Source organism: Synechococcus sp. PCC 6312 (genome assembly GCF_000316685.1).
In the GTDB taxonomy this organism is placed as follows: Bacteria; Cyanobacteriota; Cyanobacteriia; order Thermosynechococcales; family Thermosynechococcaceae; genus Pseudocalidococcus.
Map to the genome: position 1 here is coordinate 790,307 of NC_019680.1, position 24,002 is coordinate 814,308.

The 24,002-nt window shown below is 50.3% G+C and carries 24 protein-coding genes; 7 read left to right on the forward strand and 17 right to left on the reverse strand.

Going from position 1 to position 24,002, the window contains the following annotated elements; translation table 11 throughout:
- Positions 1 to 2: 2 nt before the first annotated feature.
- The 4 genes from SYN6312_RS03845 to acpP form a co-directional block, all read right to left on the reverse strand.
- Positions 3 to 566, reverse strand: a complete 564-nt coding sequence (locus tag SYN6312_RS03845) for a Uma2 family endonuclease (RefSeq protein WP_015123552.1) — start codon at positions 564 to 566, stop codon at positions 3 to 5.
- A 56-nt stretch (positions 567 to 622) separates the two neighbouring features.
- Positions 623 to 2,332, reverse strand: coding sequence for a diflavin flavoprotein (locus SYN6312_RS03850; protein WP_015123553.1), 1,710 nt, complete (start codon positions 2,330 to 2,332; stop codon positions 623 to 625).
- Positions 2,333 to 2,803: 471 nt separating this feature from the next.
- The gene (fabF, locus tag SYN6312_RS03855) at positions 2,804 to 4,057 is read right to left on the reverse strand and encodes a beta-ketoacyl-ACP synthase II (RefSeq protein WP_015123554.1); all 1,254 of its coding nucleotides are present in this window, start codon (positions 4,055 to 4,057) and stop codon (positions 2,804 to 2,806) included.
- A 12-nt stretch (positions 4,058 to 4,069) separates the two neighbouring features.
- Positions 4,070 to 4,315, reverse strand: a complete 246-nt coding sequence (acpP, locus tag SYN6312_RS03860) for an acyl carrier protein (RefSeq protein ID WP_015123555.1) — start codon at positions 4,313 to 4,315, stop codon at positions 4,070 to 4,072.
- A gap of 156 nt (positions 4,316 to 4,471) precedes the next feature.
- Here acpP and SYN6312_RS20700 point away from each other — a divergent pair, with 156 nt between their 5' ends.
- The 3 genes from SYN6312_RS20700 to SYN6312_RS03870 all read left to right on the forward strand — a co-directional run bounded on the left by SYN6312_RS20700 (position 4,472) and on the right by SYN6312_RS03870 (position 8,004).
- On the forward strand, positions 4,472 to 4,594 hold the full coding sequence (locus SYN6312_RS20700) for a hypothetical protein (RefSeq protein ID WP_256377486.1): 123 nt from the start codon (positions 4,472 to 4,474) through the stop codon (positions 4,592 to 4,594).
- A gap of 77 nt (positions 4,595 to 4,671) precedes the next feature.
- On the forward strand, positions 4,672 to 6,945 hold the full coding sequence (locus tag SYN6312_RS03865) for a ribonuclease R family protein (protein ID WP_015123556.1): 2,274 nt from the start codon (positions 4,672 to 4,674) through the stop codon (positions 6,943 to 6,945).
- Positions 6,946 to 6,948: 3 nt separating this feature from the next.
- On the forward strand, positions 6,949 to 8,004 hold the full coding sequence (locus tag SYN6312_RS03870; protein ID WP_015123557.1) for a Rieske 2Fe-2S domain-containing protein: 1,056 nt from the start codon (positions 6,949 to 6,951) through the stop codon (positions 8,002 to 8,004).
- A 27-nt stretch (positions 8,005 to 8,031) separates the two neighbouring features.
- Here the strand turns inward: SYN6312_RS03870 and SYN6312_RS03875 are convergent, their stop codons facing one another.
- The 7 genes from SYN6312_RS03875 to SYN6312_RS03905 all read right to left on the reverse strand — a co-directional run bounded on the left by SYN6312_RS03875 (position 8,032) and on the right by SYN6312_RS03905 (position 14,834).
- Entirely contained in the window at positions 8,032 to 8,958 is a 927-nt protein-coding gene (locus SYN6312_RS03875) for an amino acid ABC transporter substrate-binding protein (RefSeq protein ID WP_083853485.1), read from the reverse strand.
- 76 nt (positions 8,959 to 9,034) lie between these two features.
- Positions 9,035 to 9,463 carry a cobalamin biosynthesis protein gene (locus tag SYN6312_RS03880; protein WP_015123559.1) on the reverse strand — a complete coding sequence of 143 codons (429 nt, stop codon included), beginning with the start codon at positions 9,461 to 9,463 and terminating at the stop codon, positions 9,035 to 9,037.
- Positions 9,464 to 9,474: 11 nt separating this feature from the next.
- Positions 9,475 to 10,665 (reverse strand): sulfate adenylyltransferase, encoded by a 1,191-nt coding sequence (gene sat / locus SYN6312_RS03885; RefSeq protein WP_015123560.1) that lies wholly within the window; start codon positions 10,663 to 10,665, stop codon positions 9,475 to 9,477.
- Between the two features lie 134 nt (positions 10,666 to 10,799).
- The gene (locus tag SYN6312_RS03890) at positions 10,800 to 11,567 is read right to left on the reverse strand and encodes a DUF429 domain-containing protein (RefSeq protein WP_041430564.1); all 768 of its coding nucleotides are present in this window, start codon (positions 11,565 to 11,567) and stop codon (positions 10,800 to 10,802) included.
- 27 nt (positions 11,568 to 11,594) lie between these two features.
- Entirely contained in the window at positions 11,595 to 12,893 is a 1,299-nt protein-coding gene (gene ctpC, locus SYN6312_RS03895) for a carboxyl-terminal processing protease CtpC (RefSeq protein ID WP_015123562.1), read from the reverse strand.
- Between the two features lie 73 nt (positions 12,894 to 12,966).
- The gene (ispG, locus tag SYN6312_RS03900; protein WP_015123563.1) at positions 12,967 to 14,184 is read right to left on the reverse strand and encodes a (E)-4-hydroxy-3-methylbut-2-enyl-diphosphate synthase; all 1,218 of its coding nucleotides are present in this window, start codon (positions 14,182 to 14,184) and stop codon (positions 12,967 to 12,969) included.
- 200 nt (positions 14,185 to 14,384) lie between these two features.
- Positions 14,385 to 14,834: a hypothetical protein gene (locus tag SYN6312_RS03905; RefSeq protein WP_015123564.1), complete on the reverse strand. Its 450-nt coding sequence runs from the start codon at positions 14,832 to 14,834 to the stop codon at positions 14,385 to 14,387.
- Between the two features lie 202 nt (positions 14,835 to 15,036).
- Between SYN6312_RS03905 and SYN6312_RS03910 the strand changes: the two genes are divergently transcribed.
- On the forward strand, positions 15,037 to 15,960 hold the full coding sequence (locus tag SYN6312_RS03910) for a cation diffusion facilitator family transporter (protein ID WP_015123565.1): 924 nt from the start codon (positions 15,037 to 15,039) through the stop codon (positions 15,958 to 15,960).
- Positions 15,961 to 15,970: 10 nt separating this feature from the next.
- On the opposite strand, the gene SYN6312_RS03915 is transcribed toward SYN6312_RS03910, so the two are convergent.
- On the reverse strand, positions 15,971 to 16,423 hold the full coding sequence (locus tag SYN6312_RS03915) for a hypothetical protein (protein ID WP_015123566.1): 453 nt from the start codon (positions 16,421 to 16,423) through the stop codon (positions 15,971 to 15,973).
- A 103-nt stretch (positions 16,424 to 16,526) separates the two neighbouring features.
- On the opposite strand from SYN6312_RS03915, the gene murD reads away from it, so the two are divergent.
- Positions 16,527 to 17,927 (forward strand): UDP-N-acetylmuramoyl-L-alanine--D-glutamate ligase, encoded by a 1,401-nt coding sequence (murD, locus tag SYN6312_RS03920; protein WP_015123567.1) that lies wholly within the window; start codon positions 16,527 to 16,529, stop codon positions 17,925 to 17,927.
- Between the two features lie 26 nt (positions 17,928 to 17,953).
- On the opposite strand, the gene dcd is transcribed toward murD, so the two are convergent.
- The 5 genes from dcd to rpsB all read right to left on the reverse strand — a co-directional run bounded on the left by dcd (position 17,954) and on the right by rpsB (position 22,365).
- Entirely contained in the window at positions 17,954 to 18,550 is a 597-nt protein-coding gene (gene dcd / locus SYN6312_RS03925) for a dCTP deaminase (protein ID WP_015123568.1), read from the reverse strand.
- Between the two features lie 45 nt (positions 18,551 to 18,595).
- Positions 18,596 to 19,372, reverse strand: a complete 777-nt coding sequence (locus SYN6312_RS03930) for a carboxylesterase (protein ID WP_015123569.1) — start codon at positions 19,370 to 19,372, stop codon at positions 18,596 to 18,598.
- Positions 19,373 to 19,393: 21 nt separating this feature from the next.
- Positions 19,394 to 20,596: a hypothetical protein gene (locus SYN6312_RS03935; protein ID WP_015123570.1), complete on the reverse strand. Its 1,203-nt coding sequence runs from the start codon at positions 20,594 to 20,596 to the stop codon at positions 19,394 to 19,396.
- Positions 20,597 to 20,763: 167 nt separating this feature from the next.
- On the reverse strand, positions 20,764 to 21,528 hold the full coding sequence (gene tsf, locus SYN6312_RS03940; RefSeq protein ID WP_015123571.1) for a translation elongation factor Ts: 765 nt from the start codon (positions 21,526 to 21,528) through the stop codon (positions 20,764 to 20,766).
- A 24-nt stretch (positions 21,529 to 21,552) separates the two neighbouring features.
- Complete coding sequence (gene rpsB / locus SYN6312_RS03945; protein WP_015123572.1) at positions 21,553 to 22,365, reverse strand: 30S ribosomal protein S2; 813 nt, start codon at positions 22,363 to 22,365, stop codon at positions 21,553 to 21,555.
- Positions 22,366 to 22,547: 182 nt separating this feature from the next.
- Between rpsB and SYN6312_RS03950 the strand changes: the two genes are divergently transcribed.
- Together SYN6312_RS03950 and SYN6312_RS03955 are read left to right on the forward strand one after the other, a co-directional pair.
- Complete coding sequence (locus SYN6312_RS03950; protein WP_041430566.1) at positions 22,548 to 22,793, forward strand: DUF1902 domain-containing protein; 246 nt, start codon at positions 22,548 to 22,550, stop codon at positions 22,791 to 22,793.
- 235 nt (positions 22,794 to 23,028) lie between these two features.
- Positions 23,029 to 23,982, forward strand: a complete 954-nt coding sequence (locus tag SYN6312_RS03955) for an RluA family pseudouridine synthase (RefSeq protein ID WP_015123574.1) — start codon at positions 23,029 to 23,031, stop codon at positions 23,980 to 23,982.
- Positions 23,983 to 24,002 lie beyond the last annotated feature (20 nt).

Genomic DNA, 24,002 nt, shown 5'->3' on the forward strand with positions numbered 1-24,002 from the left:
CGTTAGGCGTTGAGAATTTGTTCGGCAGTAATTTTTAATTCAGGAAATGTCGGAGAAATCAATAATTCAGCATTGGAAAATATGTTTAGATGATAAACATTATCGGTCAGGGTATGAATTGCAATCCTGGGATTTTCACTGATGGCATCGACCACCCAATATTCAGGAATTCCTATGGCCTGGTACTCGTCTCGTTCGGTAATATAGTCATCTTGAATTGAACTAGGACTGACTACTTCAACTGCCAATAACGCTGGAACCTCTAAAACTAAGGACTGATAACGCATCGCTTCCATATTTGTTTTGGGTATGACTAATAGAGCCGATAAGCGTGAGGTTTTGGGGCCAGTTTGTTGACCGGGTTCAAACACAACCATCCAAGGTAATTTTAAGCGTCTAATTTCTTGCAAAAAAGTTTCAAATATAAAATGAGTAATAAAGTAATGTTGCCCAATTGCTGGAGTCATGAGAACTAACTTTCCGTGATCCAGTTCATAGCGGGAATCAGTGCCATCATCATAGGTGAGATACTCTTCAAAAGTGAATATTGACTGGGTAGTAAGCATCTCATACCTCGCATTAAGGATGATAAGAACTGAGTAATAATCAGGATGGATTTAACTTAGTAATGATTCCCCACTTTGCGGTGATGGACGGCAGTTAAGGCATCTGGTTTTGAGACCCGGCCGGTTTCGATGGTGCTATAGACTAACCAATGATCATGACAGTCCAAGCGATTGATCACCGTACATTCCACATAGGCTAAAGCATCGGCCAAAATTGGGCTGCCATTGTTTGCGGGATAGGTTTTGATCGTGGCAAAGCGATCGGCTCCCGGGGGGAAGCGTTTGAGGAAGTGGCGCATTAGGGGTTGATAGTTCCCTTCTTCCAAGACATTCAGGACAAAGGTATCGCCCACGTGCATAAAGGATTCAATGGCCCGGTCTTTAGCCACCGCAATCGTCACGCCAAGGGGTTCAACACTGGCCTGGGCCACCCAAGAAGCCAACATGGCACTGTTAATGTCCCCTTTTTGGGCAGTGATGATATAAAGTCCGCCACTGAGTCGGCCTAATGCCTTATCTAGATCCGTATCCAAGGATTTCATTTGCTTAACGGTGCGATCTCGAAGTAACCATTGCCCCATATCGGTTCCGGCTTCCTCGGCCTGTTGGAGCAGGGCTTCATTGGGAGCTTCGGCAACGCGGATCACCGGAAAAGATGGGGTTAGGCCCAAGTCTCGAAATTGATTGAAGAGAGGATACGCGGCTTCACTGCCGACAACACCGGTTTCAAAGACCCCAATGGCTTGCTTGTTATGGGCAGTGGCGAGGATGGTGCTGAGGCTGGTTTGGGCGGTACTATCGGGCATGCCAATAATAATTCCGGCGGCAATATCGACAATTTCCCGGACTTCTTGCTGATCTGTGGTAGTCAGGTCAACAGGTTCAACAACTACTCCAGTTTTGCTGGCACCTCGGTTAATCGCCTCTGCTAAGACATCACTGTAGCCATAGCCGGGTTGGTAGAACAGAGCAATGGTTGCCGCTGCTTTGGCCTGGGCCTGGCTCCATGTCCGGTAATTTTCCACCCAATCTGTCAAATGCTCTTTCAATAGGGGGCCGTGGCCAGTGGCAATTAATTTAATCTCTGGTAAATCTCCCATGCGTTTGAGGGCAGATAACACCGAGCGCGCATTAGGGCCCATGAGGCAGTCGTAGTAGAACTTAAAGTCGGGGGCAATCAGTTCTGAGTCGCTGTCGTAGGTGTCATCGTTGCAATAGTGCATCCCGAAAACATCACAGGTAAAAAGGGTTTGCGTCCCGTGGTCATAGGAGAGGATCGTGTCGGGCCAGTGGAGGTTGGGGGCCATGACAAATTCGATGATGTGGCCGTTGCCTAAGTCAATTTGCTCGCCGTTTTTAATAACCTGTTGTTGAAATGGTTGATGGACAAACCCACTCAGGAATTGCAGGGCAACTTTAGAACCAACGACGGTGATGTGCGGGGCTTTGGCCAAAACATCTTTCACCAGGCCACTGTGATCCGGTTCCGTATGACTGATGATCAAGTAATCCAATTCAGCGGGGTCAATGAGTTCCCAGAGTTTTTCCAGGTAAATATCCCGGAATTTGGCATGGGATGTATCGACGAGGCCCAGTTTTTCACCACGGATAATAAAGGAATTGTAGGTAGTGCCATTTTCCAGGCCAAACTCAATATCAAACCGTTCTCGATCCCAATCTAAACATCTCAAGGCCGTCGTATCAGGGGCAATGGCCTGGGTTTCCAGGGTCAACCGGGCGGGGCGAGTGGCAGATGCAACGACCATAGATAACCTCCTGCGCTGAAATGAAAGATATTCTGTCTTGTTCAGTCATCTTTCTTTACATGGTGACACAAGGCCTGGGGGATAGGGTATCGCAATTGGTTATTGAAGACTTAAGAGAACTAGATTATTTGCTATGGCCTGACCGATTTAGGGTTGGGTGGATGGCCGTCAAAACTGTTTCCCTGGGCAGATCGGTCAGACTTTCAGAGGGCATTCGGGCAATCAATGTGCATTGAGTTCTGTGCCAGTCTTTGCCTATTTTCAAGATCGCTTCTTCCCTTAAACTTTGGAAAACGCTCAAAACTGAGTTTCCCTGAGATTCATCCTCAATTTAGGTAATTCCCTAACTATGTGGCGAAGAATATTGTGGCTTGTTAATCTCTCTTGAAAATCTCAATGCAGATTTAATCGCTAATCCGATACCAACCTCTTTGAAACTACTGATAGAACCAGTAACAAAAGATCGGCAAACTAACTCTTGAACTTACGGAATCCCAAGGTCACGTTATGGCCACCAAAGCCAAAAGAATTAGAGAGGGCAATTTCCACCGGGGCCTGGCGACTACTGTGGGGCACATAATCTAAATCACAGGCCGGGTCTGGGGTTTCTAAATTAATTGTCGGGGGAATGATGTCATTATAGACTGCCATAATGGCCGCAATCGCCTCAATCCCTCCCGATCCACCCAGTAGATGCCCCGTCATGGACTTTGTTGAACTGATGGCAATGTTGTAGGCATTATCGCCCAAGGCTCGCTTGATGGCGGCGGTTTCCGTGCTGTCGTTGGCGGGAGTACTGGTGCCGTGGGCATTGACATAACTCACCTGATCCGGCGTAATGGCCGCATCTTTCAGGCAAAATTCAATGGCGCGGGCTGCTCCTTCTCCACCAGGGGAGGGGGCCGTCATGTGGTAGGCATCACAGGTGAGACCGTAGCCAACAATCTCAGCATAAATTCTTGCTCCCCGGGCCTGGGCCGCAGTTAATTCTTCTAAAATGACGATTCCGGCTCCTTCGCCCAAGACAAAGCCATCGCGATTGATATCAAATGGGCGACTGGCATGGGCCGGGTCATCATTGCGGGTTGATAAGGCACGGGCCGAGGCAAATCCAGCTACGGAAAGAGGAGTAATGGCCGCTTCAGCCCCACCACAGATCATGGCCTGGGCATAGCCATGTTGAATCAGGCGAAAGGCATCCCCAATGGCATTGGAACCTGCGGCACAGGCCGTCACCGAGCAAGAATTCGGCCCTTTTGCACCCGTATGAATGGCCGTTAACCCCGCCGCCATATTGGCAATCATCATCGGAATCATGAACGGGCTACAGCGATCGGGGCCGCGGGTGAGATAGACCTCTTGTTGATCTTCCATCACCTTCAGGCCACCAACACCCGTACCAATAATGATGCCAACTTGGGTCGCGTTCCGGTCATCAATAATCAACCCAGCATCGGCCAGGGCTTGTTTACTGGCAGCCACCCCAAACTGGGCAAACCGATCCATCCGCTTGGCATCTTTGCGATCCATGAAGACTTCCGGATCAAACCCCTTGACTTCCCCGGCAATTCGACAGGCATGACGTGATGGCTCAAATAGGGTAATCGGGCCAATCCCGTTTTTTCCAGCAATTAATCCTTGCCAGTAGTCTTGGAGGGTATTGCCAATGGGCGTAATTGCCCCCAGGCCAGTCACCACTACCCGTCTCACGTCACCCTGTGTCATAGTCCGAAGGCCTTAGGCTGCTACTTTACCGCTAATGAAGTCAACTGCATCTTGGACGGTCTTAATTTTCTCGGCAGATTCGTCTGGGATTTCTACACTAAACTCTTCTTCCAAGGCCATGACTAACTCAACCACATCTAGGGAGTCGGCACTGAGATCATTGGCAAAATCAGCTTCGGGAGTCACCTTCTCGGTATCGACACTCAGTTGATCCGCAACGATCTTCTTCACTTGCTCGAAAATTTCTGCCTCTGTCATACCTTACTACCATTACCGACTGTGGAACTGAACCAGGCCTATCAAAAGCCATTCCTCAAATCTAGGGCTTTTCGTGCACAGAAGCAACGCAACTGCCTTTATGATGATGGTGATTGAGTTTGTGCCAGTTAAGTTGACGAGCCATTGTGGGACTTGATGGAGTGGCAATCAGTTGGGGTTAATCCTGGCGATCCGGTATCTTCCCAAGTTGTCCCAGACCCCGGAACGAGAATCCCTGAATGTCTTGGCCTGAGTCGCCAACCCCACAACCGGAATTGATGAGTGGTTCAATTTACCCTGGCCGGGTTCGATCCCCTGACAATCAATGACCTACCCTTTCTTTGACGAGACGACGCATGGAGCTTTCAATTGCCAGTCTGTTGGCCAACTTCAGTGATGATAAATTAGTCGCCCCTAAAGCCCTTGAAAAAAAACTCGGTTGCGAAGATGAGTACTCTCTCCAACGGTTGCAAATTGCCTTGGATGCCCTGGAAAAGATTGGCATCTTGGTCAAGGAGCGGGGTAAATATCGGCGGGTTGTCGAAACTGGGGTGATTGAAGGCCGATTACGCTGCTCCAGTAAAGGATTTTGTTTTGCGATTCAAGAAGATGGGGCGGGGGAAGATATTTTTGTCCGGGAACATCAACTCAGCACGGCCTGGAATGGGGATCGGGTGCTGGTCAAGGTGACACGGGAAGGACGGCGGAAAAAATCACCCGAGGGAGAAGTTAAACTCATCCTGGAGCGAAATAATCCTTCGGTCATGGCTCGGATTCGGCAAACGGAAGCTGGCCTGCGGGGGGTTCCCTTAGATGATCGGTTGCTCTTTGAAATCGAACTCATTCCCAGCGAGATTGCCCCGGACTTAAACGCCTTAGTGGATCAACTGGTTCATGTGGAAATTATTCGCTATCCCTTGGGGGGCTATTTACCCTTGGGGCAAGTTGTCCGGCTCCTCGGATCCGATGCTCAATCTGCAAATGTGGTGGACCTAGTCTGCTGTAAACATGATTTAAATCGCCCCTTTCCCCCTGCCCTCCAGGCCCCTTCGGAACTCCTCCTCGCCAGCCCTGATCCGGAACTAACCCGCCAAGATTTACGAGACTTAGAAACCGTTGTGATCGCTGCCCCTGGCCAAGAACCGGAAGTAGCCTTTTCCTTGGTTCCTATCGGTAGTCAGACTTGGCAGCTAGGGGTGCATTTTGCCGATATTGCCAGTCAAGTTCCCTTAAATTCCCCTTTAGATCGGGAGGCGCAACGGCGGGGTCTGGCGGTCAGTGCAGTCGGGTTAACCATTCCTCTTTATCCGCCCCAGCTTGAGGTGTTACGGCTAATTCCAGGCGTAGATCGGCTGGCATTTTCTGTGATTTTGACCCTTGATGCCAGTGGCGATGTCCAGGCCTATGAGGTTCAACCTACCCTGATCCAGGTTAAACACCAGATTACTCCTGAGGAAGCCCAGACCCTGAGCGAGAAAAAAGCCAGCAAAGGACTCAGCCCCATTCTGGCAAATTTGACCCAGCTAACCCAAGCTCTACGGATAAAACGGCGGGCACGGGGCAGTGTAGATTTGACCTTAAGTCGGCAAGTTCCCCATTTATATCCTGATGAAGGCGTGTTAGGGGCGATGGTGACGGGGTCTGGCCTGGCCATCTCGGAGATTACGGTTTTGGTCAACCAACTCCTGGGAACTCATCTACAAGGGTTGGGGCTACCGGCCATTTATCGGGTGCAACTCTCCCCAGAACTCTATGCTATCCAAGATTTTCTCAAGTTGACCCGTAACCTTGGCTTGCCCCTGGAACTGACAATTCCCGATGGGGTCAATGCTAGTGATTATCAACGGTTTGGAACTCAGCTTTTAAGTGCAGACCTGGCCCCGGTATTGGTGGAATCTCTTCTGGATACCTTGAAATCTCCCACCAATCAGCTTGTACCTGGCCCCCACTTTAGCTTGGGTCTTCTCAATGGCTATGCCCAATTTAGTGCCCCCCTGCAACGGTACGGCGATGGGTTTAATCAGCGGGTCTGGTATGCTCTCTTTAGCCAAGGTCGAGATCGCCGTTCTGCCCGAACCAAAGAAACTGTCAATTTGCGCCATAGTTCTTGTCTAGGGCAGGTGAACTGGAACGTTTTACCCGCAGAAAGTCAACGGGATTTAGAAACCCATGCCAGTGAGATCATGTCCCAACTCCAAGAGCGAGAGAAAACCACCTTCCAGGCCCTAAAAGACTTACAAGGCTTAGAGCGGGTGCGGCAAGTCCAGGCCTGTATTGGGGAAGTCCGGCCCGGGATCATTACGGGGGTTCAATCCTATGGCTTTTTCGTGGAGTTAATTGAGTTCTCAGTCGAGGGCCTTGTCCATGTCAGTTCCCTCAAAGACGACTGGTATGAGTATCGCTCCCAGGCCCAAACCTTAACTGGGCGGCGGAATCGCCTGCGCTATCGTTTAGGAGATCGCGTCGAAGTCCAGATTAAGAGTGTGGATTCCTATCGCCAGCAGGTGGACTTAGTGGTGATTAGTGGTGGGGATCAGGCCACGGAAGCCGAGTTACAAACCCCCGGTGAACCCCCAGAACCTCTGGAAGAAAACTTAGAACCCGATGAGTTTGGGGAGGACGATTTCTAGGTTATGAGTGGGGAGCGTGATTTATACTTTCTCCGCAACCTTTGGTACTACGCTCTACCGGGGCAGCAGCTTCAACCCGGCCAACTCCTGGGTAAAACCCTGTTGGAAGACCCCATCTTGTTTGGCCGTACCGAAGCGGGGCAGGTTTTTGCGATTCGAGATCTCTGTCCCCACCGAGGTGTGCCTTTACGCTATGGGCGGTTAGTTGGGACGGAGGTGGAATGTCCCTATCACGGCTGGCGATTTAATCCGAGAGGAGAATGTACCCTGATTCCTGGCCTGGTGGCAGAACAGCAGTTTAATACCGAAAAAATTTGTGTTCAATCCTATCCAGTGCGGGAAGTCCAAGGGAATATTTGGATTTTTATGCCTGCCAAACCCGGAGACCAGCCCCCCCCAGATTTAGAAATTCCCATGGTTCCCGAATTTGCCCCAGATTGTGTTGCCCAGGCCTGGCAGCAGTTTCAGTTTCCTTGCCATGTGGATTATGCCATCAGTGGCTTGGTGGATCCGCAACACGTTCCCTTTGTCCATCGGGCCTGGTGGTGGCGTACCAATGCTCCCCTCTTTGAAAAAGCTAAGGCCTTTGATCCCGCTCCCTTAGGCTTTACGATGCGCCGCCATCGTCTTTTGAAAACCACCTTTTTTTATCGGCTCTTGGGGGGCACACCGGAAGTTGAAATCAGTTTTCAATTACCTGGGGTGCGGATCGAAGCCACCTTTACAGGCCCCAATACCCTGTGTAACTTAACAACCATGACTCCAATCACGGCCACCCAAACCGAAGTTACCACCCTCTTTTACTGGACAACTCCCTGGATTACTTGGCTCAAGCCGTTTTTGTTGCCCTTTGTGAATACCTTTGTCCATCAAGACTTAGCTATGGTCGCCAAGCAACAGGAGGGACTTAGGTATGACCCCAATTTAATGCTAGTTGGGGATGGAGACGCGCAAGTCCGTTGGTATTACCAAGTTAAAAAAGAGTTTTCCCAGGCTCAGGCCGAGGGGCGAGCATTTACCAACCCAGTTAAGTCCCAAATTCTACGCTGGCGGAGTTAGACTTCACCACAGGGCATTTCCCAGACTCTAGCGGGGGGGTCTTTCCTGGGTATTAAGAATCCCTTTGAAAAACTGGATATTGATTTGTTCGGGATAGGGAACAAAACCCGTCGGCCCAAACCAGCGGTTATAGAGTTGGGTCGGTGCGGGTTGCTGGCTGACCAGGCCCTCCATGAAGCTCAATAAGGTGATATCAACCAGATTCCGCCACCCCGACTGATTAGGGGGAACCATACAGGCATAGGCCTCTGACTGAATGGGTACAGGCGGGATGATCCGAAAATTTTCCGCTGTATTATTGACCTTGAGATTTCCCTCCAGGAGTACCCCATCACTGGCAAAGGCGGCAATTTTTCCTGAAGCTACGGCTGTTACTCCCGCGTCCCGATCTGGGACATAAACCACATCCACCGCGGGTCGGAGATTCAGCACTGCCCCTTCATTGGTGGTGCCTTTAATAACTCCAACTTTTTGGCCCGCCAGTGCCGCAGGCCCTTGGGCCGGGTTGCCAGCTTTCACGAGCAGTTGTGTGCCAGCTAAAAAGAAGGGTACAGAAAAATCAACAAACTTAGCCCGATTCCAGGTGCGTGAGGTAGCCCCACATTCGATATCAATTGTGCGCGCTTGCACAAGGGAAATGCGATTGCTGGGCGTGACGGGAACCAGTTCGAGGCGAATGGGTTTTTGCAGATCTCGTTCGGCCCGGGCCCGAATTAACCCCAATAAGTCCACGGCATAGCCCACCACTTGGCCATTCTGCCTGAAGCCAAAGGGAACCGCATCTTCCCGTGTCCCGGCGGTGATCACCCCTGTGCGCTGAATCTTTTCCAAGACCGTCTCGGCTTTTACTTCTCCAACTAGGCATACTGTCCAGGCCGCGAGCAAGGCCGTTAGGGTAATTTTTCGCCAAGGCTGTAGTAATAAAGAAGCAGACATCGGTATTGGTTCCGCCATAAATCAAACCCATGACGATATTAACTGGAGAATTGGGACTAAATCACCTAGTCCAGAAGAAGATAGCCTTGGATCATCAGACAACCAGGCTATGGCGATCAATCTCAGGCAGGTCATGCCCAACTTGGCTGATGGCTAAGGTAATGGCGCGCTGGCTAGCTGTTCGATAAATTTGCTTGGGGATAATTAACTGGGCTGACTTAGCTCCCAAGAGGGCCGCCGCTTCGGCCACACTCCCGGCCTGGACTTGAGTAAAGACTTTCTCAGATGGGTGGGGTGTCCAGAGAGAATTAAGTTGTTCCTTGCTGAAGAACTGTAACTCTAACTGCCAGGCCTGGGCCAAGTCCTGCAAAGCTTGAGAGTTTTGTTTGCGATCTAAACTGGCAATCCCAATCAAGGCCTGAAAAGAAAGTGCATGGGCCTGGAAGACGTTCCGGAGAGCAGTCTCTAGATCAGTGCCAGTCACGCCCGCCTGAAACCCAATCCCGGCCCAGAGATTTTTCACGAGAGATAACGTCAGACAGGAACCTGCATGGCCTGGGCCAATTCCGCAGCCACTTCTGGGCGGGAAAACTCTGGCGGAGGCAATTCACCGCGACGTAACATTTCCCGCACCTTAGTTCCTGATAAATGAATACGCTCCTCGGGTTTGCTGGGGCTAGTTTTGGTAGTGGCCATGGATTGGGTGCGGGTACAGTAAAAGGCGTGTTCAAACATCATCGGGGTAATTCCCAACTCATCCCGATCAAATTCGGCAAAAATGTATTGGGCATCATAGGTTCCGTAGTAGTCCCCCACCCCAGCATGATCCCGCCCAACAATAAAATGGGTACACCCATAGTTTTTCCGCACGAGGGCATGGAAAATCGCTTCTCGAGGCCCGGCATAACGCATCGCCGCAGGATTAATGGCTAAAATAACCCGATCTTGAGGGAAATAATGCTCCATCATGATTTCATAACAGCGCATCCGCACATCGGCTGGAATATCATCTTCTTTGGTTGCGCCCACCAGCGGATGTAAAAATAACCCATCTACGGTTTCTAAGGCACATTTTTGAATATATTCATGGGCCCGGTGGATGGGATTTCGGGTTTGAAACCCAACAATAGTCCGCCAGCCCCGTTGCCGAAATGCGGCCCGACTATCCTGAGGATCAATGCAATAACTGGGAAACAGTGGATGGGGGTGACGCTGGAGCAGCCAAATTGGCCCAGCTAAATTGACACTGCCCTGCTGATAGACTACTTTCACACCCGGATGCTTTGCATCTTCGGTTCGATAGACGAGGCGGGCTTCTTTCTGGGGATCATAGGTATATTTTTCGGCGAGTTGCATAACCCCCATAAATTCCCCAGCGGCATCATCTAAACGAATCCACTGGCCAATCTTGAGCGGGTCTGCTACATCTGGGGTGACGGAGAGAGTGACCGGAATTGACCAAGGCAGGCCATTAGCCAAGTGCATGGTTTCAACGACTGCATCATAATCGGCCTGAGACATAAATCCGGTTAAGGGGCTAAACCCGCCAATGGCAATCAACTCCAAATCAGACACTGCCCGGGCATCCAGGGACAAACGCGGTAAGTGCTCCGCTTTGTTTAGCCATTCTTGCGTTTCTGCTGGGGCAACAATCCGGTTAATGAGTTCACCGCCGTGGGGCAAAATGGCATCTTGAAGGGGGGGAGACTCTAAGGCAATCGTCAAAACCGGCTCCTGAAAACGTTACAAAACTGAAGAAATTCTTAAGATGAGTGCATATTACCGTAATTTGGGGTGTGATCCAGGCCCCTGGGATTGCAAGCATTTGGCTGAGTGGATTCCGAAAATTTTGATCAGGTCTATCCCTGCGGTTGGGGAATCACGATAAAGCCAGTATCTAAGTAATCCTGACTCTGAGTTGGCTGGGGCCGAAATTCTTGACCACCGAGAACCCAGTTTTTTTCTAGGCCCCAGGCCCACCAATAGGCTCCCATATAGGCGCAAATGAGGGCATCCAGTTGATCTTCAATGGCTTTGAGTTGTTTAAGTGACACTTGCGCCGGAATCTCGGGTAGTTCAGCAATCTCCAGAGGTGGATGCAACTGAGGAAATTTTTCGAGGATGAGGTTTCGCAATTGGTTTAACCCGGCCTGGCGTGCTGCAATCCGGCCCTTTTTGTACTTGATGATTTGATTGAGGTTAAATAACTGCACTGTACCTGCATGGGGAAAGACTTCAATCTGGTAGCGTCCGGGTTCTCTGGCCTGGATGATTGGGGCATGATTGAACCCCCGCTCTCGGAGCAATTCAGAAAACCCGACCGTTCGGGCTGCGAAGGATAATCCTTGATTGGCCGGATAACAGCCAGCATTGTACCGCCCTAGACGTTGATGGGCCTGGCGATCACAGGTACGCATTCCCGTGGCATTCGGAATCAGGGTCGGGGCATCAACTGCAACCAGGCCTGGGGCATTATCCGGCAACCAACTCTCAACCCAGGCCAAGACGGCCTCTAGATCAATCTCACAGCGGAGATCCATCAGTCGCAACTGAGAGGAATCCCAGGCCAAGGAACATAATCCTGACGCACCCGATACCCAACCGAGATCAACTCCCAAAAAGTACATCCATAGCCTACAGAAGTGGGAAATAGACTAGGGTGTAGAACTGGCAGGGGCAGGTTTTTGAGCCTGTTTTTGTTGGGCTAAAACTTCCTGATTCAGGATAGACAGGGCTTTGGCATATTGGGGATCTTTAGGGGTAGCAATGTCATCTCGGGTGAGACTTTCCCGTTGGGCCTCGGTAATCTTCACCTCCACATCCGGCTCAATCCCTTTTTTATTGATGTCTCGGCCGCTGGGGGTATAGTATTTGGCAATGGTGACGGCCATCCCAGACCCCTCGCCCACTGGCTGCACCGACTGTACCAAGCCCTTCCCAAAGGATTTTGTTCCCACCAAGACCGCCCGTTTGTTGTCCTGCAATGCACCGGCCAAAATTTCACTGGCACTGGCAGAACCTCCATCAATCAGCACCACCAAAGGTTTATCCGTTAAAAAGCCCCGCCCCGCCCGCAAGCGATCGGCTTCTCCCTGGCGATTTATCGTCGAAACAATCGTACCTTGGGGTAAAAACATCCGGGCAATTTCTGCACTGGAGAACAAGAGTCCGCCTGGATTCGAGCGCAGGTCAAGAATAAAGCCCGTTACCCCCTGTTTTTCCTGTTCCCGAATGGCATTCCGCATTTCCCCAGCCGCATTTGAACTGAACTGAACAAGGCGAATATAGCCAATGGGGCCATTGGGGGTTTGGCGGATACTGGCTTTGACGGGGTGAATTTCAATCCGGGCCCGAGTCAAGACCCTATCAAAGGTTTCGTTACCCCGTTTGATGGTGAGGGTCACTTTGGTGTTTACTTGCCCCCGGATCATGCCCACCGCTTCGTTCAAATCCATGCCTTTAGTGGGTTTATTATCAATCTTGAGAATAATATCTTTGGCAAGGATTCCGGCTTCGGCGGCGGGACTGCCTTCAACGGGAGAAACCACCGTAATATCCTTAGTTTTCTCATCTTGGGTAATGGTGATCCCGACCCCGGTTAATTCCCCTGAGGTTTCAATCTGCATTGAGCGAAACTGCTCTGGATCCATAAAGCGGGTGTAGGGATCATTGAGTTTCTCCAGCATTTCCCGAGCGGCTGTGTAGGCCTGATCGGGAGTGGTATAGGTTTTGGAGAGAAACTCCCGGCGAACGGCGCGCCAATCTTGCCCATTAAAGGTGGCATCTACATACTCACGATCAATCACCTGCCAGACTTCATCCACCAGTTCTTTGGGACTTTGGCGGAACCCGGCCCAACTTTTAGACGGGTGTAACTCTGCCCCAGCTAAGGCAACAGCTACGGTTAACAAGGCGGTGGCTCCAACAACAAGTCCTTGCTTTTTTAGACCCATGATATTTTCCTAGCACTGGTTGGGATCCAATCTAGCATAGGGAATTTGGGACGGCCAGGTCGGCCGGAGAAGACTAGGGATCAACCCAGCGATCATCGGATTTAATCAGATCAATTAAGGCGGCGACCCCCTGATCTTCGGGAACTTTTGTCACCTCATCTCGTCCGCGATAGAGCGAAATATAACCCGGTTGTTTGCCCACATAGCCATAATCCGCATCGGCCATTTCCCCCGGCCCGTTGACGATGCACCCCATGACGGCAATATTCAGGCCGGTTAAGTGATTGGTGGCATTCCGAACTTTTTGGAGGACTTCCTCAAGGTTAAAGAGGGTGCGGCCACAGGAGGGACAGGCCACGTATTCCACCATAGTCCGGCGTAACCCCAAGGCCTGGAGAATCCCATAGCAAACCGGGATTTCTTTTTCAGGCGCTTCTGTTAAGGAGACCCGAATCGTATCCCCAATCCCCTCTGCTAAAAGGGTGCCAATGCCGGCCGTAGATTTAATCCGGCCATATTCCCCATCGCCAGCTTCGGTGACACCCAAATGTAAGGGATAATCCATGCCCAATTCATCCATCCGTTTGACCATGAGGCGATTGGCCGCAATCATCACGGGGACACGAGAGGCTTTCAGGGAAATTTCCAGGTTATAGAAATTCATGTCCTCACAGAGGCGGATAAACTCGAGGGCCGATTCCACCATGCCTGCGGGAGTGTCCCCATAGGTAAAGAGCATCCGTTCCGCCAAGGAGCCATGATTTACCCCAATCCGCATGGACTTATTTTGATCCCGCAGAGAAATCACTAATGGTTCGAGGGTTTCCCGGATTTTTTCGCCAATTTCATCAAACTCGGCCTGGGTGTATTCGGTGCGGTCGGCTTTTGGTTTTTCAAAGACATACAGGCCGGGGTTAATTCGCACATTATCCACATATTTAGAAACTTCTAGGGCAATTTTCATCCCATTGTGGTGAACATCTGCGACTAGGGGCACGGGTTGATAGGTTTTTTCTAGGGTTGCCCGAATCTCGGCCATGGCTTTGGCGTGGGCCATACTGGGAACGGTCACCCGGACAATTTCACAGCCAATTTCATGGAGCCGCCGAATTCCGGCCACTGCTCCCGGAATATCCAAGGTATCTTCGTTAATCATGGACTGAACCGCCACGGGATAGCCGCCACCAATGGTAATTGACCCGACCGGCACTGGGCGAGTTTTGCGCCGAACAATACCAACTTCAGTGGTTTCCGGGGGAGTTGTGGAGACAGGGGGAGAGAGAGTTTGCATAGATTCTCAGGCCAGCCAGATATGCGACACATAAGTACATCCTAAGGGGGATGTTCCTCAGCGCAAATATTTTTCGTTACTTTGAAATTTCGAGATAATAAATTTAGAGAAATAATTTTATTGAGGTCAATGTCAAGGGGTATGTGATGCGCTCTGAAGCTTTTAATCTGAGGAGGCTCAAGGTCTCTTTTACTCTTTTCCTATGATCTGTGTGTCCCTAAGTCTTCTAGCCGAGCTTGCATATTCCTCAACTCCGTTTGATTGTTGGCGGGGCTATGAGGAGAGGGGAGGTCTAGATTTGGCCAATTCTCCAGGCCAGCACAGGGGCAACTCGCGGGCGGTAAACCATTTTGGGGTAGGGCAATGGGCATAGAACAGCGGGCGCAAGGGGTAATGTCCCACTGCTGTTGCTGAAGTTGGGCGATGGTTTCCTGAGTGCCTTCTAAGTAGCAATCCCCGGCCTGGCCAGAGTTAACATAGGCCCAACAGGCTTCAAATTCCTGACTATAACCTCCAGGCACCAGAATCAGACTGGGACAGAGTTGGGCTTGTCCAGATTTGATATACAGTTTTTTTCCCAATTGGAACCAGTGGGCGAGATAGGCTTTGATCGGGTCTGGGGTTGTCAGTTGAGCATCATCCCGTTGCATCTCTCGCTCTCTTGATCCATAGTTTCTTTTTCTAGGGTAGTGCGCCCATCCCCCGACCAAGGTATTCAACGGATTTATTTAACACTTAATGTCTTGAAATTGGTGGGACAACTGCGGGGCCTGGTTGCGCTTTACCCTTTAAGATCCCTCCATAGTCCATCACGCTCAACCGACTCCCTAATCCCTTGCAATCTCCTCCCCTATGAGCCATTCCCATCATCACCATCACGGACATTCCCATACTCCCAAGCAGTTTACCCAGGCCTTTCAGATTGGCTTGATCTTAAATATAAGTCTGGTGGTTCTAGAAGTTGTGGCTGGCTTGTGGTCTAATTCCTTGGCCCTGCTGAGTGATGCGGGTCATAACCTGAGTGATGTTTTGGGCTTGGTGCTGGCCTGGGGAGCAAGTTATTTGGCCCGGCGGAAAACCTCGGCGCAAAAAACCTACGGTTGGCGGAAGGCTTCGATTTTGGCTGCCTTGTTTAATGCCATTTTTTTGATGGTGGTGACAGGAGGCCTGGCCTGGGAGGCTCTCAAACGGTTAATGAACCCTGGCCCAGTGGAAGAGATTACGGTGATCTGGGTGGCCAGTTTAGCCTTGGTCATTAATGGCGGCACGGCCTGGCTGTTTGCGGCAGGGCGAAAGGGAGATTTGAATATTCGGGGGGCGTTTCTGCACATGATGTCCGATGCTTTGGTCTCCTTGGGGGTCATTGTCGCCGCAGTTTTGATTCTCCTGACAGGTTGGTTTTGGTTAGACCCCCTGGTGACATTACTGATTGGCATCTTGATTATCTATACAACCTGGGATTTATTGCGGGATGCTTTGACCCTCAGTTTAGATGGTGTGCCGAAGTCCATTGATACCCAGGCCGTGCGGGACTATCTCAATCACAGGCCTGGAGTCGGACAAATCCATGATCTCCATATTTGGGCAATGAGCACAACTGAAACGGCTTTGACGGCCCACCTCGTCATGGAGTCGGGGTATCCAGGGGATTGCTTTTTGCATGAGACTACGGCGGAACTCCAGGCTCATTTTGGGATTGACCATGCCACGTTACAAATTGAACTGGGTGATTCGCCCCAGGCCTGTACTTTAATCCATGACCCCCACGGTTATTGATGGCCAAGGCTTAGGGAAACTCTTGCATTTGTTCATAGGTTTTGTAGCCTTTTTCGGGACTAACCCACTCAACTAAGGTGACTTTGACCCGCCCGCCTTGGTTCACCATGAGTTGGGCCCGGCCTTCTTCCCCGGTGAGTAGATTTTGGGGTTGGAGCGCGGCTTTCCCAGCAAAGAGAAGTTTTTGACTGTTGGGGGCGTAAATTTCGTAATTGATAAAGACTTTATTAACGGTGCCACTGGTATTATTGACTGCATTTACCTTCAAGGTATAGAACCAGGCCCCGGCAATTTGTTCACTTTGAATTTGAGCCGCAGTAACTCGGACAATTTTGGCGTTTGATTCTTTCTCCGCCGCTAGCTTAATTTTCGGCCCAGGTCCTTGCACAGATAGAGACGGGAAAGCTTGAGGCTCCGGAGGCAACCCACTCAGCAACAGGAAGGCAGTCAAATAGGGCAACATTTAGGTTTAGTCCTCAACATGAACAACAGGAGCCGCCAAGGGAGTGATCCCCATTATGGTAAAGTTGATAGCGACAAAATAATCATACGGTTGCCTTAATTTTATGCCTGATTCGCCGCTCCCTGTTGCGCATGTGATTGGCCTGGGCAAGTCGGGAATAGCAGCGGCCCAACTCCTCCAGGGGCAAGGATGGCAAGTTATCCTGAGCGATCGGGGACAATCCGCAACCTTAGAAGCCCAGGCCAAGCAACTTCAGTCCCAAGGGATTCAAGTTTTGCTCAATTACAGTTTTACCTGGCCTCTTGCGCCTGAACCCAAGCTTATACCCCCTGAATTAGTGGTGATTAGTCCGGGAGTTCCTTGGCATAACCCAGGCCTGGTGGCGGCCCGTCAAGCAGGGATTCCAGTGATTGGGGAAGTGGAATTGGCCTGGCAAACCTTGCGGGATATTCCTTGGGTCGGGATTACAGGCACTAATGGCAAAACCACCACCACAGCCTTAACGGCGGCCATTTTCCAAGCAGCAGGTCTCCAAGCCCCAGCCTGTGGCAATATTGGCTATTCCATTTGTGATGTGGCTCGGTCGCAAAAATTTCAACACCAGACCCTGGATTGGGTGATTGCCGAAATTAGTAGTTATCAACTGGAATCGAAGCCAACCCTTGTCCCTAAAATTGCTATCTGGACAACCTTAACCCCAGATCATCTGGAACGACACGGCAGTTTAGATAATTACTGTGCTGCTAAATGCATATTACTTGACCAGGCCCAGTATCAAGTCCTCAATGGTGATGACCCCTATTTACGCCGAAATCTAGTTGAACGGTATCCCCAGGCCTGGTGGACCAGTACAAGGGGGGTAGGCGATTTACCCAATGGGGGAGAGCGGGGGGTTTATATCCAAGGGGGATGGGTGATGACAGGGAGCGAAAAACTATTCCCGGCGACTGCCCTGAAAATGCCTGGAGTTCACAATCAACAGAATTTATTATTAGCGGTTGCAGCGGCCCATTTGGCGGGTATTTCACCAGAAGCGATGTTGACGGGGATTAGTCATTTTCCTGGAGTCGCCCATCGATTAGAGCATATTGTGACGTGGCAAGGGATTGAGTTTATTAATGACAGTAAAGCTACCAATTATGACGCTGCGGAAATTGGCTTAACGGCGGTTTCTGGGCCAGTCATTTTGATTGCTGGAGGACAAAGTAAAAAAGGAGAAGCCCAGGCCTGGTTACAGTTAATTCAACAAAAAGTCGTCCAAGTGTTTTTGATTGGGGACGCAGCCAGAGAATTTAGCGAACTCTTAACAGGGGTTGGTTACGGGGCCTGGGAAAATGTGCAAACCTTGGATCAAGCCATGATCAAAGCCAAGGAACTCGCTCCCCAAGTCAAGGCAAAAACGATTCTCTTTTCCCCGGCCTGTGCCAGCTTTGACCAATATCGAAACTTTGAAGAACGGGGCGACCATTTCCGTCAGCTTTGCCCACATGAACGAACCCCATAGCTCGACTGTATTCTGATTAATTACAACTAAACCTTAGCCAGCGTAACCCGACCGGATTGGTTTTGATATTTGCCTTGACGGTCAGCATAGGTGGTTTCGCAAGGGTCACCCTCAAAAAAGAGTAACTGGGCGACTCCCTCATTGGCATAGACCCGACAGTCGGCACTCGAGGCATTGGAAAACTCTAAGGTAATTCCCTCGCCGGCCCACCCTGCTTCTAGAGGTGTAATGTTGACGATCAGGCCAACCCGAGCATAGGTACTTTTCCCCAGGCAAATGGCTGTAACGTTTGGGGGCATCTGGATAGACTCTAAGCTAACTCCCAGGCCATAGGAATTGGCGGGAATAATGAAATAGCTGCCATACGGGTCTGTCTGTAATTCCACTGGCTCCAAATTGCCGGGATTAAAATTCTTCGGATTCACAACGGTTCCGGGAATATGCTTAAACACCAACATCTCTTGGGGCGATAGGCGAATATCATAGCCGTAACTGGAAACCCCATAGCTAATGACAGGGATTAAAGTCCCATCCTGATCAACTTTGCGAACTTGGGCCGCTTCAAAGGGTGTAATCATCCCCAAACGGGCCTGCTCAACAATCCAGCGGTCATTTTTAATCATGGGAGAATCACAATTTCTAAGGGGTTTGGAGGTGCATTTCCTACTCTAGTTCAAGAATGCAGTCACTTCCGCAGCAACTTGGTCGCGATCATAGTCAAGAGTAACAATGTGATCAGAATTTTCGCACCAGGCCAGTTTTTTGATTGTTGCCCCCAGCGTTTCATAGAGGTAAACCGCTCCTTGAGGATTCACAACCGTATCATGGCGGGCCTGGATAATCAGTGTCGGTACAGTAATTTCTGGAATCAAGGGCTTGACTGTCTCAATTAGCTCCATTGCACTGCGAACCGCAACCAAGTTAAATGTCTTATAAAACTTCACTCGATTAACCTGTGCTTTCAAAGTTGGGTCTCGGAAAGGTAAGTCGAGACGGGGAACTTGGGGTAGGAGATAGCCAACGGATTTGATCAGAGATTCCAAAGGAACTGGAGAATACGGAGGTTGTTTTAAGGACAGATATGGACACAGACAGACTAATTTCCGGATCCGATAATGACTCGCTAGATATAACCCCAAGGGGCAGCCTGTGGAAAAGCCAATCACATCAATTTCCGAGTAGGTCTCTTTTAACCCTAAATAGGCCGTTTCTACCGCTTTGTACCACTGTTGCCAGGTGGAGTTGGGCATATTGGCTTGGGGCTGATCATGGCCGGGATAGAGAATAGCTTTGACGGTGTTCCCTTGTTGATGCAGATGTTCCGCCAGGATTTGCAGTTCATAGGTTCCAGCCCCCAGGCCATGGAGCATTAAACAGGCTCGGTTGAGATCGCGACCTGGCAGAAAAAACGGTTCATTCCTTAACTGGCTGGTAAACATACCCATAGATTATTCTCTAGCCCTAAATCAAGATTCTGGTAGTTTTGACAGGGATTCCCTCGGCCAGGTTTCCCGCCAGGCCCGGCTTGCCTCTAAAACTAATCGCTGTCGGAATTTCTCGGCAATTTTTTCATGGAGTTGGGCGAGTTTAATTTTCAGTTGCCGAATTTGTTGCCGTTGACTACCCAGGCCGGGGTGGTTGAAATCTAGGTCTTCCAAATGTAAATAAATGGCAATCAGAGGAATTGGTCGATCATCCGCTGGGGGAACATCCATCTCATTTAACTGGGCTTGCAAGCGGGACACCTCTTCGGCCAATGTTGAGTCGCGCGTGGAAGTATCTTCGGCATCAAATTGATTTTCATCTTCTTCGTTCTCATCAGCTTGGTCTTCATCCTCTGCATCAGCCTCTTGAATACGCCGATTCATCAGGGCCTGGAAAAATGCCGCAATATCAATGTTGTCTCGTTTTTCTGTTTCTTCGGCATCCTCTTGAGCTTCTGTATCCTGGCTGGGAGCCTCGGCCAATTGACCAGATTCGCTATCGGAAGGGGGGTTATGGTTAGACTTTTGCGGGCGAGCAGTAGGGTGATCTTCAGACCGATCCTCCGGGCCTGCGACCATCACCATCATGATGTTAGGGAGGCGACTGAGGGGGCGACCTTGGGCTTTTAAGGCAATTTCGAGAATCTGTTCCCAAGGAAACTCCGGTAAGATATCCACCTTTTGCAAGGCTCGATTGACTCCATAGGCGGCCTGGTGCAAAAGCTTGGCAATGGCCATCTCCAAATTCGGCTCTGACAATGATTTGGGACTTGGAGTAATGTCCTTGGCTTGATTGTCTTCTGTTTGGGGAGATTCTGGAGAGCTTTCTGGATTTTCATCTGCTTCAGTGCTGTTTTCTGCTCCTTGATCCTCTACTGTTGGAGTCTTGCTTTGTTCAAGCACCGGTTGTTCAGGGAGTAACTCCCCCAAGCTGAGGCGCAGGTCTTCCCCCAGTAAGTGGATTTTCCGCTGTAGTCTTTCCCGCGCTCCTGGCTCTAGCTTTAAAAATCGTTCTGGGACGATCTGCGTGCAAACTTGATAGGCAGCAGTGATCAGTTGTTGCTGGGCAATGGGGGCCAAGAGGGTAAGATAGCGGCGGTAAGCCTGATGCAGTTGTGCAAATCCCTGGCGGGCCTGGTCATGAAGCACCGTTAATTCCTGCTGGATTTGCTCTAAGTTAGCCACCACTTGTATCCTGTAACGTCACAACAATCCTGGTTCAACACTGGCTCAAGAAACATTTAGTCTAACTTCCAAAAACAAAAGACGGCCTACAGCAAGACCGCCTCTTTACAACTTAACTTCGATTTCGACCCATCTTGACCCAATCTCCATCGAGTCTCCAAAACTGCCTATTTGGCCTTGCTCCGGCTGGAACGGGTTGTTTTGGCCTTCGTGGCTTTTGGGGCAGGTTCTGGAGTGGGTTCGGGTTCTGGAGTAGGAGCAGGGGCCGGTTCAGGCTTGGCCTGGGTTTGGGCAGCAACTTCAGCGGCAAGGTTGGATTCGACTTTCTCAATCCCTTCTCCGAGGATAAAGCGTTGAAACCGGCGAATCTTGATGTTCTCACCCAACTGAGCAATGGATTGAGTCACCAACTCGGCCACGCTGATGTTTTGATCCCGAATGTAGGCCTGGTCGAGGAGGCACATTTCCCGCAAGGTCTTATCCAATTTTCCTTGGACAATTTTCGCTTTGACTTCCTCTTTTTTTCCGGCCAAGGCATCCGAGCCCATGGCAATTTTTCGCTCATTTTCTACTACGGCAGCGGGGATGTCCTCAATCGCTACATATTCCACATTCGGGCAAGCGGCAATTTGTTTAGCGATATTTTGGACTAACTCCTTAAAGGCTTCATTCCGGGCGACAAAGTCCGTTTCGCAGTTGACTTCGACCAAGACACCAATCCGACCACCGGTGTGAATATAGCTATCTACCAGGCCCTCGGCTGTCACCCGACCCGACTTTTTGCCCGCAGAGGCCAGGCCCTTTTGCCGCAGCCATTCAATCGCCTTTTCCATATCGGCATCGGACTCAGTGAGGGCCTTTTTACAGTCCATCATCCCCGCCCCGGTCTTATCCCGAAGTTCCTTAACTAGCTTTGCTGAAATTTCTGCCATAATCTGCTGCCTCGTGTTAGTTCCTTAGTTCTCATCCTTGGAATCACCGTCTGCGTCTGACTCTTCCTCAACGTTGGGCAAGCTGTCAAGGGTTTCATCTTCAGCATCAGGATAGTCCTCCTCGGCCCCATCACCGAGATCTGCCTCTTCCACTTGCCCGTGCCGCCCTTCATAGATCGCATCGGCCAACTTGCCCACAATCAGCTTAATCGAACGAATGGCATCATCATTAGCCGGAACTGGAATATCCACTTGATCTGGATCGCAGTTGGTGTCGAGCAAGGCCACAATCGGAATCCCCAGTTTTTGGCATTCTTGGACGGCGTTATATTCCCGCTTCACATCCACAATCACAGCCACATCGGGTAAGCGGCGCATATTTTTAATCCCACCCAGATATTTCTGCAACCGGGCTAATTCCCGCCGGAGCACCGCTGCCTCTTGTTTGGGACGGAGGGCAATCTGGCCGGTTTCTTCCATCCGTTCCAGTTCCTTCAGGCGATCCACCCGCGTTTTAATCGTTGTCCAGTTGGTCAGCATTCCCCCTAACCAGCGTTGATTGATGAAATATCCCCCACAACGGGCGGCTTCTTGATGGACAATTCCAGCGGCTTGCCGTTTCGTACCCACAAACAAAAACTTCTTGCCAGATTCAGAGGCTTCCCGGACATAGTTATAGGCTTCATCCACCAGTTGGGCCGTTTGCACGAGGTCAATGATGTGAACCCCATTACGAACCGTGAAGATGTAGCGAGACATTTTGGGATTCCAGCGGCGCGCTTGGTGGCCAAAGTGAACCCCGGCTTCTAAGAGTTGAGCCAGACTTAAAACAGACATTCAGTTTTCTCCTGTGGGTTTAACCGCCATCTAGGTGGATCTAAGGAACAAGCCTAGACACCCCAGGCCCTAGATGTGTGAATTTTTCAGCGTTCTCTATCCTATCATGAATGAATCGGTCTTTGAGTTTTTAAGCCGTCTAACTAGCCATTCTCATGGAGAGAGTCGTTAAGAACGTTTCTATGGTTAACCCGCATCGGTATAAAGTTGAAGCTTTTTGGGATCAGGATGCCGAAGTCTGGATCGCCCAAAGTGAGGATGTTGCTGGTTTAGTCACGGAGTCCCCAACCTTGGAGGAATTAACCCTCAAACTCAAGCAGATGATCCCGGAGTTACTGGTAGCAAATCATCTTATTACGCCGAATACCAGGCAGAGTATTACATTTGAACTCACAACCAGACGGGAAGAATACATCTCCGTAGCTTAAGTATTCATAGCAAAATCCTTCACGCCTGAGGTTAAAAAACGATTACTTGCGGCTCACTGCCTCTTCGAGAGATCAGGGAAGGGAGATCATGAAATTTGGTATAGTCCCATTACGAAACGTCGTTTTGTAGTTGATAACGCCATTAAATCGAGACACACAGCAAATGCTGTCTTGAAACAAGCTGGTTTAAGGAAAGCATTTTAATACTCATCCACTTTCAGTCACCTCATGTTCTATGGTTCCAATCACTGTTCAAGATGAGTTGCCCCACATTCTCACATTCCAGGCCCCAGCAGCTTTTTCCCGCTTAGATCAATGTCTTAGACAGGCCCAGCCTGAAATTTCCCGCTCTCGGTGGCAACAGCTAATTGAACAAGGCCAGGTGCAGGTTAATGGCGTTACGACTTATCTGAAAAAGTTACCCATCAAAGTTGGGGATGTGATTGAAGCCGAGTTACCTAAACCCCAGGCCTGTGAATTAGTCCCAGAAGCGATTCCCCTTGATGTCTTATATGAAGATGACCAAATTATTCTAATTAACAAGCCCGTGGGATTAGTCGTTCATCCGGCCCCTGGCCATGATTCTGGCACGTTAGTTCATGCATTGTTGGCCCATTGTCCAGACTTACCGGGAATTGGGGGGCAACTGCGGCCTGGAATTGTCCATCGCCTCGATAAAGATACCAGTGGCGTGATGATGGTGGCCAAGACCGAATCTGCCCTCCAACATCTCCAAGCCCAGATTAAAGCCAGAACGGCAAGGCGCGAGTATTTAGGCCTGGTGCAAGGTGTCCCCCCCACTCCAATTGGGACGATTAATGCCCCCATTGGCCGCCATCCCACCCACCGCAAAAAAATGGCTGTGACTGAACTTGAGCGGGGGCGCGCGGCCATCACCCATTGGTCAGTGCAAGAACGTTTGGGGCATTACACCCTAGTCTTATTTCAGTTGGACACTGGGCGTACCCATCAAATCCGTGTCCATGCGGCCCATGCGGGTTGGCCCATTGTTGGCGATCCGGTTTATGGCTCCACCGGGAAAGTTGTGGGTCGGGCCTTAACCGGACAACTGCTCCATGCCTACCAATTAACCCTCCATCATCCGCTGACGAATAAGCAATTAACCCTAACAGCCCCCCTGCCACCTATTTTTGCCCAACTGCTCCAGGCCCTCCGCCGTCAGACATAAATTCTGCTTTTCATTCCCGT